At 42.8% G+C, this 14,956-nt stretch carries 16 protein-coding genes; 7 read left to right on the forward strand and 9 right to left on the reverse strand.

Annotation, left to right across the window (positions count from 1 at the left end):
* Positions 1-159: 159 nt before the first annotated feature.
* A complete protein-coding gene (acnA, locus tag PSF11_RS06260) occupies positions 160-2,832 on the forward strand; it encodes an aconitate hydratase AcnA (RefSeq protein ID WP_004920147.1) in 2,673 nt (890 codons plus the stop codon).
* 306 nt (positions 2,833-3,138) lie between these two features.
* A complete protein-coding gene (locus PSF11_RS06265) occupies positions 3,139-3,594 on the forward strand; it encodes a hypothetical protein (protein WP_004920143.1) in 456 nt (151 codons plus the stop codon).
* A gap of 102 nt (positions 3,595-3,696) precedes the next feature.
* On the opposite strand, the gene hemB is transcribed toward PSF11_RS06265, so the two are convergent.
* Both hemB and ribA read right to left on the reverse strand, forming a co-directional pair.
* Positions 3,697-4,680, reverse strand: a complete 984-nt coding sequence (gene hemB, locus PSF11_RS06270) for a porphobilinogen synthase (protein ID WP_014656045.1) — start codon at positions 4,678-4,680, stop codon at positions 3,697-3,699.
* A 192-nt stretch (positions 4,681-4,872) separates the two neighbouring features.
* Complete coding sequence (ribA, locus tag PSF11_RS06275) at positions 4,873-5,469, reverse strand: GTP cyclohydrolase II (protein ID WP_014656044.1); 597 nt, start codon at positions 5,467-5,469, stop codon at positions 4,873-4,875.
* A 204-nt stretch (positions 5,470-5,673) separates the two neighbouring features.
* On the opposite strand from ribA, the gene pgpB reads away from it, so the two are divergent.
* The 5 genes from pgpB (at position 5,674) to yciH (ending at position 9,131) form a co-directional block, all read left to right on the forward strand.
* Positions 5,674-6,405, forward strand: a complete 732-nt coding sequence (gene pgpB / locus PSF11_RS06280; RefSeq protein ID WP_036940348.1) for a phosphatidylglycerophosphatase B — start codon at positions 5,674-5,676, stop codon at positions 6,403-6,405.
* 129 nt (positions 6,406-6,534) lie between these two features.
* The gene (locus PSF11_RS06285; RefSeq protein WP_004920126.1) at positions 6,535-6,852 is read left to right on the forward strand and encodes a LapA family protein; all 318 of its coding nucleotides are present in this window, start codon (positions 6,535-6,537) and stop codon (positions 6,850-6,852) included.
* Positions 6,853-6,858: 6 nt separating this feature from the next.
* Entirely contained in the window at positions 6,859-8,028 is a 1,170-nt protein-coding gene (gene lapB / locus PSF11_RS06290) for a lipopolysaccharide assembly protein LapB (RefSeq protein WP_004920122.1), read from the forward strand.
* A 42-nt stretch (positions 8,029-8,070) separates the two neighbouring features.
* Positions 8,071-8,808: an orotidine-5'-phosphate decarboxylase gene (gene pyrF / locus PSF11_RS06295; protein ID WP_036940343.1), complete on the forward strand. Its 738-nt coding sequence runs from the start codon at positions 8,071-8,073 to the stop codon at positions 8,806-8,808.
* The gene (gene yciH / locus PSF11_RS06300) at positions 8,805-9,131 is read left to right on the forward strand and encodes a stress response translation initiation inhibitor YciH (RefSeq protein WP_036940340.1); all 327 of its coding nucleotides are present in this window, start codon (positions 8,805-8,807) and stop codon (positions 9,129-9,131) included. The genes pyrF and yciH overlap by 4 nt, the downstream gene beginning before the upstream one ends.
* 41 nt (positions 9,132-9,172) lie before the next feature.
* Here the strand turns inward: yciH and osmB are convergent, their stop codons facing one another.
* From osmB to PSF11_RS06335, 7 genes are all read right to left on the reverse strand, one after another.
* A complete protein-coding gene (gene osmB, locus PSF11_RS06305) occupies positions 9,173-9,391 on the reverse strand; it encodes an osmotically-inducible lipoprotein OsmB (RefSeq protein ID WP_004920113.1) in 219 nt (72 codons plus the stop codon).
* Between the two features lie 190 nt (positions 9,392-9,581).
* Positions 9,582-11,525, reverse strand: coding sequence for an exoribonuclease II (locus PSF11_RS06310; RefSeq protein ID WP_036940337.1), 1,944 nt, complete (start codon positions 11,523-11,525; stop codon positions 9,582-9,584).
* Between the two features lie 109 nt (positions 11,526-11,634).
* Positions 11,635-12,276 (reverse strand): endonuclease III, encoded by a 642-nt coding sequence (gene nth, locus PSF11_RS06315; RefSeq protein WP_014656041.1) that lies wholly within the window; start codon positions 12,274-12,276, stop codon positions 11,635-11,637.
* 15 nt (positions 12,277-12,291) lie between these two features.
* The gene (locus PSF11_RS06320) at positions 12,292-13,008 is read right to left on the reverse strand and encodes an electron transport complex subunit E (RefSeq protein WP_004920103.1); all 717 of its coding nucleotides are present in this window, start codon (positions 13,006-13,008) and stop codon (positions 12,292-12,294) included.
* A gap of 2 nt (positions 13,009-13,010) precedes the next feature.
* Complete coding sequence (gene rsxG / locus PSF11_RS06325; RefSeq protein ID WP_004920100.1) at positions 13,011-13,637, reverse strand: electron transport complex subunit RsxG; 627 nt, start codon at positions 13,635-13,637, stop codon at positions 13,011-13,013.
* Positions 13,638-13,646: 9 nt separating this feature from the next.
* The gene (gene rsxD, locus PSF11_RS06330; RefSeq protein ID WP_072502285.1) at positions 13,647-14,732 is read right to left on the reverse strand and encodes an electron transport complex subunit RsxD; all 1,086 of its coding nucleotides are present in this window, start codon (positions 14,730-14,732) and stop codon (positions 13,647-13,649) included.
* Positions 14,733-14,745: 13 nt separating this feature from the next.
* A partial coding sequence (locus PSF11_RS06335; RefSeq protein WP_272682747.1) for a hypothetical protein occupies positions 14,746-14,956 on the reverse strand: 211 nt, incomplete at its 5' end.

The following is a 14,956-nucleotide window of genomic DNA, read 5'->3' on the forward strand; positions in this document are numbered from 1 at the left end:
GTTTTTTTGATGATAAGCACAGCAAATTTATGGATTTGACACAAAATCCATAAAGTAAATATTTTCAGCAACTATAATTACAACTAATTAACAAATTCACTGTAATTTGTTAGGTAAATAAGATGACCGATAATCATCATAAAAAACCAAGGAGGAGTTATGTCGTTGAGTCTTAAAACACAGAGTGCAGCAACACTCAGTGTCGGAAGCAAGCTCTATAATTACTTCAGTCTACCGATTGCGACTCAGCAACTCGGTGATGCCACAAAGCTACCCAAATCCCTTAAAGTATTACTTGAAAACTTATTGCGAAATATTGATGGCAAATCGGTAGTAGAAGCCGATCTGCAAGCCATTATTGATTGGCAGAAAACAGGGCACGCAGATAGAGAAATTGCTTACCGACCAGCTCGGGTACTAATGCAAGACTTTACGGGTGTACCTGCGGTCGTGGATTTAGCTGCAATGCGTGAAGCGGTTAAATCATTAGGTGGTAATGTTGAGCAAGTCAATCCTCTCTCGCCAGTTGATCTGGTCATTGACCACTCGGTAATGGTTGATGAATTTGCCACGGATAAAGCATTTGATGACAACGTTGAAATTGAGATGAAGCGTAACCATGAACGCTACCTCTTTTTACGTTGGGGGCAAAAAGCCTTTAATCGCTTTAGGGTTGTGCCACCAGGAACCGGTATTTGCCACCAAGTCAACTTAGAGTATTTAGGTAAAGCGGTTTGGTATGAAGAGGTGGATGGGAAGTTATATGCTTATCCAGATACCCTTGTGGGCACCGACTCGCATACCACGATGATCAACGGTCTTGGCGTATTAGGCTGGGGGGTTGGTGGGATTGAAGCCGAAGCTGCAATGCTAGGTCAACCGGTATCCATGCTGATCCCAGACGTTGTCGGTTTTAAACTGACGGGTAAATTGCGTGAAGGTATTACAGCGACAGACTTGGTACTGACAGTCACACAAATGCTACGTAAGCATGGTGTTGTCGGTAAATTTGTTGAATTTTATGGTGATGGTTTAGCTGATCTTCCGCTGGCTGATAGGGCGACTATCGCCAATATGTCTCCTGAGTATGGTGCTACTTGCGGATTCTTCCCTGTCGATAACGTCACATTAGATTATATGAAGTTAACTGGGCGCAGCGATGATGAAATTGCGCTGGTGGAAGCCTATTGTAAAGAGCAAGGTTTATGGCGTCATGCGGGTGATGAACCTATCTTTACGAGCACATTAGAATTGGATATGTCGACGGTGGAATCTAGTTTAGCCGGCCCTAAACGTCCACAAGATCGTGTTGAACTGGGTCAAGTTCCGCAAGCATTCCAAGCCGCTATTGAGCTGGAGCTTAACAAAAAAGAGAAAGGTGCACATCCGACAGTCAATTATCAAGGACAAACCTTTGAAATGACCGATGGTGCTGTTGTGATTGCAGCGATTACTTCTTGTACGAACACATCAAACCCAAGTGTGTTGATGGCGGCAGGTTTACTCGCTAAAAAAGCGGTAGAAAAAGGTCTAACTCGTCAACCTTGGGTGAAATCCTCGTTGGCACCAGGCTCTAAGGTGGTAACGGATTATTTAGCTCTGGCAGGACTAACACCTTATCTTGATAAACTCGGCTTTAACTTAGTGGGGTATGGCTGTACAACCTGTATAGGTAACTCTGGGCCATTACCTGATCCGATTGAGCAAGCGATCAAAGAGGCGGATTTAACCGTTGGTGCGGTATTGTCGGGTAACCGTAACTTTGAAGGCCGTATCCATCCTTTAGTCAAAACGAACTGGTTAGCGTCACCTCCGCTGGTGGTTGCTTATGCGTTAGCGGGTAACATGAATATTAATGTTAAAACTGACTCATTAGGCAAAGACGCACAAGGTCATGATGTCTATCTAAAAGATATTTGGCCATCCAGTGCTGAAATTGCTCAAGCCGTTGAAAAAGTTAAAACAGAAATGTTCCGCAAAGAGTACAGTGCGGTTTTTGATGGTGATGAGGCATGGCAAGCATTACAAGTGGCAAGCTCTTCCACGTATGATTGGCAGCCAGATTCGACTTATATTCGCCATCCACCGTTCTTTGAAGGGATGAAAGCAGAGCCGGAAGTGGTTCAAGATATTCATGGCGCACATATCTTGGCAATATTGGGTGATTCGGTAACGACTGACCATATTTCACCTGCGGGTAATATCAAAGCGGATAGTCCAGCGGGGCGTTATTTGCAAGAGCATGGCGTAGCTGCCGCCGATTTTAACTCATATGGCTCTCGTCGTGGTAACCATGAAGTGATGATGCGTGGTACGTTCGCCAATATCCGTATTCGCAACGAAATGGTGCCGGGGGTTGAAGGTGGATATACGAAACATATCCCTACAGGTAAACAGATGGCGATCTATGATGCGGCGATGCTGTATCAAAAGGAAAAGCTGCCTCTCGCTATCATTGCAGGTAAAGAATACGGTTCTGGTTCAAGCCGTGACTGGGCGGCTAAAGGTACTAATTTACTTGGTGTCCGTGTCGTTATTGCGGAATCGTACGAACGTATTCACCGCTCTAACTTAATTGGTATGGGGGTTATCCCATTAGAGTTCCCACAAGGTACAACGCGTAAGACATTGGGCCTTAAAGGGGATGAACGTATCGATATAGAACACTTGCAATCCATTGAGCCGGGTCAACATATTATTGTGAAAATTACCTATGGTGATGGACAGGTCAAAGAAATTGCAACACGTTGCCGTATTGATACCTCAACAGAAATGGAATATTACCGTCATGGTGGCATCCTGCATTATGTGATCCGCCAAATGCTCCATTAATCTTTAATCTCTAAGTTAACAACGCCCATCTGTGTTTGTTTGCACGATGGGCGTTTTTTATTGTTATTTCGCAATATATGAGGATTGAGTCTAGGCTATGATGATTGCCTATCTATATTGAGTGATGCAGAGATATCATTTTAAAAATTTCGTTATTGGAAAGAGGTATGTTTTACTTTTTATCGTGAGGCAAAAACGAGTAGAGATTATGGCTCATATTTAAACTAGCCAAGATAAATGTGGGGTTGCTGACATTAAATCAGACGTCACAAAACCAATAAAATCACCAACGTGAGGTATTAATATATGGCAGATATTAACGCAACGGATTTTTACAAAGGGGCGCTTTGGGCGGCTGACATTTTAATTACCACCTCGCCAAATCATCATTATTTAGATGAAGTCCGAGATATTCTTGAACATATTCCGAATCTCTATTCCATTGTCATGCAAACCCCAGAAACTGAAGTCTGCGATCTTCGTTTATTGGTTGATAGGGAATTCCCATTAGGACGAAATGCCGATTATGCCTCGTTTGAAATCGTACCATTATCTTTCGCTAATGAGATAGTGACAATGCCAGAAAAATCGCCAGTTCCAGATGAAATCTATCAAACAAGAGAGGATATTGGATCATGGGGCGTTGTGGCTAATACATTGAATGGCGAACAGAAATTACTTATTACGGGTCTCTATGAACCTCGCATTGCGTTAAATTATGCTCAGCGCTTTACAGAGCAACTGGCAGCACAAAAAGCATAACAGGCGATTTTGTTTAGGTATTCTCAAACATCGCTATTTATGAAAATAACATGCCCGCTAATCGACTCGACAGCGGGCATGTTGTTATTTCTCACGCACTCATTATCGTGACAAAATTTTATCTTCAGCTAATTGCAGGGCAAAATAGGTGAAAATCATATCAGCGCCAGCCCGTTTGATAGAGCCTAATGTTTCCAGAGTGACGCGAGTTTCATCGATAGCCCCAGCCATTGCAGCAAATTTAATTTGTGCATATTCACCACTGACTTGATAAGCACCGATAGGCAATTCAGTACGTTCACGTAGGTCACGAATAATATCAAGGTAGGCACCTGCTGGTTTAACCATCAATGCATCCGCGCCTTCTTGTACGTCAATTAAGGATTCATGAATTGCCTCACGGCGGTTCATTGGATTCATTTGATAGGTTTTGCGATCCCCTTTTAAACAAGAGCCTGCCGCGTCTCTAAATGGGCCATAGAGTGCTGACGCAAATTTAGTCGAATAAGACATAATGGCGGTATCTTTAAAACCAGCTGCATCTAGAGCTTGGCGGATAGCGGCAACTTGCCCATCCATTGCAGCAGAAGGGGCGATAAAATCAGCACCTGCACGTGCGGCTGCAACAGCTTGTAAACCTAAATTATGGATAGTGGCATCGTTATCAACGATATCGCCATGCATTACCCCACAATGGCCGTGTGAAGTGTATTCACAAAAACAGGTATCTGACATCACAATCATTTCAGGTACTGTCTCTTTACAGATACGAGACATGCGTGCGACAAGACCATTTTCTTGCCAAGCATCACTCCCTGTTTCATCCAAATGATGAGAGACGCCAAAAGTCATAACAGATTTAATACCTGCTTTGGCAATACGCTCTATTTCATAAGCTAAACGTTTTTCTGGAATACGTACAACACCTGGCATGCTGTCAATTTGCTTATAATCATCAAGCCCTTCCTCAACAAAGATTGGAAGGCACAGGTCATTAAGAGAAAGATGCGTTTCTTGGAAGAGATCACGCATTTTTTCTGTCTTACGTAATCTTCTCATGCGTTGGATAGAATGCAGGTTATTCACCGTAGCTCCTTGTTATCAGAAAAATAAACTTAACGTATTAAATTTATTCATCGAGATCATTGTTGATAAACAGTATAAACCTTATGAAATGAAAGTGAATATATCAATCGGCAAAAGTGCTACAACCGATTGTTATCATTTTAATATTAGTCAAGGAAGAGCAGTGTCATTACTCTTCCATTATGAGAAGGATTATTGATGTTTAAATAACATGTGGCCCATTTTCTCAGCTTTAATATCGAGATAATGAGCATTACTTGGATTGCGACCAACAATTAATGGCACACGTTCAACGACATTAATACCTGCTTCACGCATGATATTTATTTTCTTTGGATTATTAGTTAATAAGCGAACCTCATTAATACCTAATAACTTATACATATCAGAGCAGAGCGTAAAGTCGCGTTCATCCGCTTTGAAGCCTAGTTTGAGATTGGCTTCTACGGTGTCTAGACCTTGATCTTGCAAGGCATAAGCACGAATTTTATTAAGTAGGCCGATATTACGACCCTCTTGGCGATGATAGAGCAGTACGCCTCGACCTTCTTTGCTGATCTGAGACAGTGCCGCTTCTAATTGGAAGCCACAATCACAGCGTAAACTGAATAATGCATCTCCGGTTAAGCATTCCGAGTGGATCCGACTGAGAACAGGCTCTGGACCTGAAATATCGCCAAAAATCAGTGCGACATGGTCACGACCTGTTGCGATTTCCTCAAACCCTACCATTAAAAATTCGCCGAAAGGAGTTGGTAATTTGGCTTCGGCAACGCGTTTTAGCTGCATATTTTCATTCATTAGTTGAGATAACTCTTGCTTAATTAATAACGTTAATCGATAAAAATATTGCTTATCGATACTATATGACATCTAGCATATAGCGCAGACATTTATTTGCACACAGTCCACTATGCATTACTATAACAGAGTTAATCATTTGTGAATCTAATTTTATTGATTCGAACAGTCAACTGACATGGATAGCATAAAATGAATAAATCAATTTACCCGATATTAGTCTTTGCTGTTTTATTAATCATACCTCCTACAGCGTTACTGATGGTAGGGTGGAGTTGGCTGCCGTCTCAGAATGTAGAATCGGTTAAATGGTTATTTTGGCTAACAGAAACGGCTGGTCTCCCTTATAGTCTGATAACCTCTATCGTATTATTAGCCTTGGCCCTTTATATCTGTAAACCAAAGTTGAAAAGTGTCCTTCAATGGGTTGTTATTGTTGTATGCTGTATTTTGGTAGGACAAGGGATCAAAAGCGTTGTTAAGAATAGTTTCCAAGAGCCACGCCCATATGTGGTTTGGCTAGAAAAAGAATATGGGCTTTCAGCGACAGAATTTTATGACTTAAAAAGAAAGCAGCGAGCAGACGTTATCAAACAAACCGTTAAACAAAGTGATCAGGTTCCTTCATGGTTACGCAAACATTGGCAAGCGGAAACTGGCTACTCATTTCCTTCTGGGCATGTACTATTTGCGGCAGGCTGGGCACTTTTATTGATTGGATTATTTTGGCAGCGTCGTCAATATGCACTTGCCATCGTGCTGGCGGTATGGGCGGAAGCTATCGTATTTAGTCGGTTATTATTAGGGATGCATTGGCCTTCAGATGCAATCGCTTCTATTATCATTAGTGCAATTTTGGCGATGATGGCGTGTACGCTCTTAAGGGATAAAACACCCAATTTGAGTGAAAGTAAAAACATGTAGGTTAAATAAGGTTCAATATACATTAACAAAGTGGGCGTATAAGATAAATTACTTTGTCTGAGTGCGCCAGAAATGCTACCTTATCAGGTAGATAATTTGTTTTCATAAGAACGGATAACGGGAAAGAATGTGAAATATTTTCTGATATTATTACTAGCTGTGGTTATTTTTATTATTTCAATCACGCTAGGCTCAAGCAATAATCAGGTTATTACATTTAACTACCTGATTGCACAAGGAGATTTTGCATTATCTTCACTTTTAGCCTCTTTGTTTGGTGTCGGCTTTGTACTGGGTTGGTTAGTTGCAGGGCTATTTTATCTGCGTGCTGTGGTGAGCTTGAAAAATGCACGCCGTAAAATTAGACGTCTTGAATCACAATTGAGTGTGGATGATAAAACCATCTCTGAATCTACAGAAGTTGTGGCTCAAAAGAGCAAGGAATAATCTTGTATGTTTGAGTTGCTGTTTCTGTTGTTACCTGTCGCCGCTGCATACGGCTGGTATATGGGGCGTCGAAGCGCTCAACAAGACAAGCAGCAACATGCTAACCGCCTGTCACGTGATTATGTTACGGGCGTTAACTTTCTTTTATCAAATCAGCAAGACAAAGCGGTTGATTTATTCCTTGATATGCTCAAGGAAGACAGTTCCGCCTTTGAAGCGCATTTAACCTTAGGTAATTTATTTCGTTCACGTGGTGAAGTTGAACGAGCCATCCGTATTCATCAGTCACTTGTTGAAAGTGCCGCATTATCCTTTGAACAACGCTTATTAGCCACGCAACAACTCGGTCGTGATTATATGGCCGCAGGGGTTTACGATCGTGCTGAAAATATGTTCCAGCAACTGACGGATGAGGTGGATTTTAAGCAAAGTGCACTACAGTCATTATTGGCGATTTTTCAATTAACCAGTGATTGGACGAAAGCAATCGAAACGGCGACTAAGTTGGTTAAATTGGGTAATGAAGAGTTACGCGAAAATATTGCGCATTTTTATTGTGAATTAGCCAATCAACACTTAGGCAGTGACGATCTTGATGGGGCTTTAAGTCTTCTGAATAAAGCCGAACAGGCGGATAAAAATTGTGCCCGTGTTTCAATTATGAAAGGGCGAATTTTTATCGAGCAGGAACATTACGACAAAGCTATCAATGTTCTTAAACAAGTTTACGAACAAGATAGAGAGCTGGTGGCTGAAACTTTACCTTTACTTTATGATTGCTATCAACAAATCGCAGATATGGATGCTTGGGAAGTGTATCTCCGTCAATGTGTTGCGGGTAATACGGGGGCAGTCGCTGAACTGTATCTCGCCGACATTATTGTTGAGAAGCAAAGTCATGAAGCCGCCGCAAGTTATATTAACGATCAGATTCAACGTCACCCAACAATGCGGTTATTTTATCGTTTGATGGATTACCATTTAAAAGAAGCAGAAGAAGGGCGAGCAAAAGAGAGCCTTATTTTGCTGCGGAAAATGGTCGGGGAACAAATTAGAACCAAACCTGACTATCGTTGCCACAAATGTGGTTTTACTTCGCATTCATTATATTGGCACTGCCCGTCTTGTCGTTCATGGGACACCATTAAGCCAATTCGTGGTTTAGATGGGCAGTGACAGCGTCACTTTATTACCAAATATGATTAAGGCTACTACTAAATGATTTCTTCAACTGAGAACCACGCTCGCGTATCTACTCACTCGCCAGTTATTGTTGCGCTCGATTATGAAGATGCAAACGCGGCATTGGCATTTGTTGACCTTATTGATCCGCGTGAATGTCGTTTGAAAGTCGGTAAAGAGATGTTTACCTTCAATGGCCCTCAATTTGTGAAATCACTACACCAACGTGGTTTTGATGTATTTCTCGATTTAAAATTTCACGATATTCCTAATACGGTTGCGCGTGCGGTTGGGGCAGCAGCAGAAATGGGCGTTTGGATGGTTAACGTTCATGCTGGTGGTGGCAGCCGTATGATGGAAGCGGCTCGTCAGGCATTAGAGCCTTATGGAAAAGAGGCGCCATTATTAACAGCGGTCACTGTTTTAACCAGTATGGATCAATCCGATCTGACTGGCATTGGTATTAATGCTACGCCAGCTGAGCATGCTGAACGTTTAGCTTTGTTGACAAAAGCGTGTGGCTTAGATGGTGTGGTGTGTTCAGCACATGAAGCTGCAAGACTGAAATCATTGTGTGGTGATGATTTTAAATTAGTGACACCAGGTATTCGCCCAATTGGTAGTGATGTTGGGGATCAGCGCCGTATCATGACACCTCAAGAAGCATTAAAAGCCGGGGTTGATTATATGGTTATCGGCCGTCCTATTACGCGTAGTGATAACCCCGCATTCACATTAAAGCAGATCAACCAATCTATTAAGGATTGTGCATGAAGGATACAAATAGCCGTTTAGTGTATAGCACGGATATCGGTCGCATCGAAGAGGAAAAACCGAAAGCACCACGCCCAAAAGGAGATGGTATTGTCAGGATCCGCCGTGAAACATCGGGTCGCAAAGGCAAGGGCGTTTGCGTGGTGACAGGACTCGATCTTGAAGATGATGCACTGGCTAAATTGGCCGCGGAATTAAAGAAAAAATGTGGTTGCGGTGGCTCAGTAAAAGACGGTGATATTGAAATTCAGGGTGATAAGAGAGAGCTGATTAAGCAACTTCTTGAAGCAAAAGGTTATCAAGTGAAGTTAGCGGGTGGATAACACAATATAGGATAAGGGGGCATCCCCCCTTATCCATAGATTTATTTTCCGACTTGGTTACCAATAATCCCACCAACTGCAGCGCCACCAACCGTTCCCAGTGCACTACCGCCCGTTAGGATAGCACCGCCTACAGCACCTACGCCAGCACCTACAGCCGTATTCTTATCTCGCTTTGACATATTAGAGCATGCGCTAACGCTTATTGCGATAAGGGTTGCAAGTGTGAATGTCATAATGCGTTTACTTGTCGTGTTCATTTTAGTGACTCCGAGTTTTAAGGACGCTACCAAATTATCACAATCAGTAATTATACGAATCAGAATTATCGGGAATTAATGTATATAAAAAGCGACAATATATCTGAGTGGAACTCATTAAGAAGGAAAAGTAAGAAACAATATGCTACTGCTAAAACCAGTAGCATATTTATTATAGCATCAAAAGTAATTATGCGGCAGGGCGAGCAACAATATTGCGAGTTTCCATACGTACTTCAGCGATATTAACATTAATAATATCGTTGAGTTTGTATGCGGGTTCGCCTTTGATTAACACGCTACCTGTTTCTTGGCTGCATTGGATCTCATCGCGTACAGCGTGTAAGAACGGCGCTGGAATAAAGGCTACGGCACCATTGTCGGTTAACCTCACTCGTACACCACCACGTGTGATATCGATAATTTCCGCAGGGAATGCCTTGTCTGTACCTTCGAAAGGTTTTAAAAAGCGCGCATATAACCAATCACCAACATCACGTTCAGCCATGCGATTGGCTCGGCGACGCTCCGCTAATTTAATCGATAACTCTTCTGTCGGTTTATCAGTTGAGGGTTTACCCGCAATAACCGATTTAAGTAGACGATGGTTAACAATATCCGTGTATTTACGGATTGGTGATGTCCACGTTGCGTAAGCCTCAAAACCTAATCCAAAGTGAGGGCCGGGTTCACCTTTGACTTCTGCAAAGGTTTGGAATCGACGAATGCGGCTATCTAAGAATTGTGTCGGTTGTGCATCTAATTGGCGGCGTAGTTGGCGGAAACCTTCTAAGGTGAGCAGGGATTCGGCCGTTGTCTCAATACCATGCTCTTTCAATGTTTGTACAACTTGCTCTATTTGTAATGGCTCAAAGCCCATATGAACGTTGAATACGCCAAAACCTAATGTGTTTTTGAGCTGTGTTGCGGCACACAAGTTAGCGGTGATCATCGCTTCTTCGACAATACGGTTTGCCGTACGGCGGCTTTCGACGACGATGTCAATAACATTCCCTTTGTCATCTAACAAGAAACGATAGTCAGGGCGATCTTTAAAGACTAACGCATTTTGTTGACGCCATTGATGACGCTTATCCGCCATTTCTTTCAGTAATTCAATCTGTTGCTGATCTGCATCATTAGTTGGTTGCCAGCTACCTGATTTTTCTAGCCAATCGGAAACTTCGTCATAAACCAGCTTTGATTTAGACTCAACCCATGCACTGAAAAACTGAATATCTTCAGCTAGGTTACCATCATCCAAAATGGTTGCGGCACACACTAATGCTGGACGGCGCTCATTTGGGCGTAAAGAGCAGAGGTTATCTGAAAGCTCACGAGGTAACATCGGAATATTAAAGCCAGGCAAGTAGTTCGTATAAGCACGAGTTAAAGCGAGCTTATCTAATTCACTGCCTTCTTTGATATAACTGGTTGGATCCGCGATAGCGATATAAAGTTTTAAATGACCGTCTGCTGTTCTTTCAATATACAGAGCATCATCCATATCTTCTGTACTTGCACTGTCGATAGTCACGAAATGCAGGTCGGTAAGGTCAACACGCTCAATGCCTTCATCATCGCGTTCACTGTGAACCATTTGCGGCTCAGCACGATCAAGTTGATGACGACGTAAAGTGACCCACCAAGGGGCGAAATGGTCATTAGCATCGGTGATGTACTCAGTGATATCAGCGTAAAAACCTTTATCACCTTTTAAAGGATGGCGACGCATCTGTGCAACAACCCAATCACCTTGAGCAAATTCATGGTCGATGTCTTTTACTGGGCGACAAGAAATAGCATCTTTTAGCAGTGGGTGATCAGGGATCACAAATAAGCGGTTGTCATTATCTTTCTTCTGAATGCGCCCGACAAAGCGGTTGAGAAAGGGTTCAACAAGTTCTTCTGGTTCAGCGAATTCACGGTCTTTGTCTGTATGAATGGCCGCGATAACGCGATCGCCATGCATCACTTTTTTCATTTGTGGAGGTGGAACAAAGTAGCTTTTTTGGCCATCTACTTCGAGAAAACCGAAACCTTTATCGGTGCTTTTTACCAATCCTTCAACGCGAGGCGTTTGGGAGTGCAGTTGCTGTTTAAGTTGCGCGAGCAATGGGTTGTCTTGGAACATACTTACCGTTTTTATGGAGGTTGAGTTTGGCTCCCATTGTTACGTAAGACAAAGTCTTAGAGCAAGAAAAAATTTGCATTGTGAACAAATAACTGGGAGCAGTGTAATGTTAATTCTCAGGGTACACCTTATCTTTAAATTCGCAGAGATCTTCAATAATACAAGACCCACAGCGCGGTTTGCGTGCGATACAGGTATAGCGACCATGTAAAATGAACCAATGATGGCAGTCGACTTTAAACTCTGTGGGAACGACTTTGAGAAGTTTTTCTTCGACTTCAACGACATTTTTACCTGGAGCAAAATTGGTACGATTACAAACTCGAAAAATATGCGTATCAACAGCAATGGTTGGCCAGCCAAAAGCCGTGTTTAACACCACATTTGCTGTTTTACGACCAACGCCGGGTAAGGCCTCTAAAGCTGCGCGATCTTCAGGAACTTGGCTATTATGCTTTTCAATTAAGATTTTGCAGGTTTTGATAACACTTTCAGCTTTAGTGTTAAACAGACCAATTGTTTTTATATACTCTTTGATACCATCGACGCCCAAAGCGAGCATGGCTTCAGGAGTATTAGCGACAGGATATAATTTGGCTGTTGCTTTATTAACGCTGACATCAGTCGCCTGTGCAGATAACAAAACCGCTATCAACAGCTCAAAAGGGGAGTTAAATTGTAACTCAGTTGTTGGATTGGGATTGTTATCGCGCAGGCGAGTCAATATCTCAATACGTTTTGATTTATTCATAGCTCACAATTAATCTTATCTAGAAATATGGCTGCCGCATCCTTGTTCTTTTTGGTATTCACGTTCAGGTTGTTGGCCCGATTTTAGGGCGGCTCGTTTTTTCATTTTCTCATCAATTAAATATTTGCCCGCAAGCATCAGGGCGAGGCCGATAAAGGCGCCCGGTGGCAGCATAGCGAGTAAAAATGGTGAGTCAAGGTGTAAAACCTCTATTCGCAATGATTTGGCCCATGATCCTAGTAGTAAATCTGCACCGTCAAACAGTGTGCCATTACCTAAAATCTCGCGCATAGCCCCTAAAACGAACAAGGCTGCCGTTGCACCTAACCCCATCGCAAGGCCATCAATAGCAGAAAGTGGTACAGGATTCCGTGAGGCATAAGCCTCAGCGCGACCAATTACAATACAGTTGGTCACAATCAGCGGAATAAATATGCCCAGCGATTCATATAGGCCAAACGCATAGGCGTTAATAAGCATCTGTACTGCACTAACGACAGAGGCAATGATCATAACATAAATAGGAATACGAATTTCAGCTGGTACCCAACGACGAAATGCGGATACGGCAACATTGGTACAAACCAGCACTAATGTTGTAGCAAGTCCTAACCCTAATGCATTGGTCGCTGTTGATGAAACAGCCAGTAATGGGCATAGGCCTAAAAGCTGTACAAGTGCCGAGTTGTTTTTCCATAAGCCTTGTACAAAAAGTTCTTTAGATTGACTCATAATTATTCAGCTCCACAAATAGGATAGCTAGAGAGATTTTGTGGTATTTTTTGCATAAAAACGGCGGTACGTTTGGTCGCATTAACAACCGCTCTTGGGGTTATGGTTGCCCCAGTAAATTGGTCAAAATCACCGCCATCTTTTTTAACTGCCCATTTGGGGTCATGGTCGGATTCAACTTTCCCTGTGAGCAAAGTGATCCAGTTTGAAATTCGTGTTTCAATTTTATCGCCGAGACCCGGTGTTTCATGATGCTCTGTCACTCTAACACCTAGCACATTTCCATTAAAATCTGCACCGACTAAGAGATGTATTGCACCTGAATAGCCGTCGGGTGCTGTAGATTCAAGGGCGGCGGCAACAGGCTCACCATTCTTTCTCGCAATATATAACCGATGTGGCTGCTTGCTGCCTAGCTCAGCTTCTGCTCCGACTAAATAACACTCCTGCCCAAATGCATTATCATACAGGCTAGTTGGTACGACTTGGTCAAGTAGCTGTTTTTGTACGATCGCCGCTTGTTGTGCGATTGTCTCTTTCGTTAAGGTATAAACAGCCGCACTAAGTGCAGTTGTGCCGGCTGCAAAAATAGCCAAGATGGCTCCATGACGACGCATTGTGTTTAACATATAGGCTCCTTACTTATGTCCATGCCCGTATGCACGAGGTTGCGTATAATGGTCAATGAGAGGCACCGCAATATTAGTTAGTAGCACAGCGAAAGCGACAGCATCGGGATAACCACCGTAAACACGGATTAGCCACACTAATAAGCCAATCATTACACCGTAAATCAAGCGGCCTTTTGGTGTCGTCGATGCCGTAACTGGATCTGTTGCAATAAAAAATGCCCCTAGCATAGTTGCGCCGGAGAGTAACTGTACTAGTGGTGGCGAGTAGCGACCATCATCTAATAACCAACTGACTACTGAACAGAATGCTAAGGTGGCAAGGAATGAAACAGGGATCTGCCAACTAATAATCCGACGGTTTAACATTATGAGGCCGCCGATTAAATAGGCAATATTGACCCATTGCCAACCAATACCCGCCAGAGAGCCTTGTAAAATTGGTTGCTGTAAAACATCAGAAATCGAATGGGTTAATAGCCCTGTTTTAAAGCTGTCTAATGGTGTTGCTTGGCTCATTCCATCGACACCCATTCGCAAGGCATCCAGCGTGATCCCCGTTGGAGTATGTCCAGTGAAGATAATTGAAAGGCTCTCTAGTGCATTGATATTAAGAGTCTGTAATTCAGAGGGCGGGAGCCAACTGGTCATTTGTACAGGAAAAGAAATTAGTAATACGACATAACCCACCATTGCAGGGTTAAATGGATTTTGCCCCAAACCACCATAACATTGTTTAGCAATGATCATGGCAAAGGCAGTTCCAAGAACGATCATCCACCAAGGTGCTAATGGCGGTAGACTCACACCCAGTAATAGCGCGGTAACAATGGCTGAATTATCTTTAAGAACGTTAATAACGGGCTTTTTACGTAAACGGATAGCGATGCCTTCTGTGATCACAGCAGCCAGCATGGCTAAAACAATTTGATAGAGAGTGCCAATACCAAAGAAGTAAATTTGTGCTGCAATACCCGGTATCGCAGCCAATAAAACCCAAAGCATAACAAGACTAGTGCTTTGGTTATCATGGGTAAATGGCGCGCTAGCGATTTTTAAACGACGGTTATTTGGATCAATAGGCCTAAATTTCATGGTGTTTAATCACTTACTCTATCATTGTTTGTTCGTTTTGTTTTTGAGCTTGTTTGGCTTTTACGCGAGCTATCGCCGCAGCAACCGCAACTTTACGAGGATCTGTTTCTTCTTCAATGGGTTGTTCAGCAGCAGGTGACAGCATTTCCTCCTCACTCACTTGAGCCTCAAGTTGTGCTTTCTCTTGGGCTGCTTTTTTCGCTTTGGCACGGGCAATAGCAGCA

The organism is Providencia sp. PROV119 (genome assembly GCF_028482435.1).
Lineage (GTDB): Bacteria > Pseudomonadota > Gammaproteobacteria > Enterobacterales > Enterobacteriaceae > Providencia > Providencia stuartii.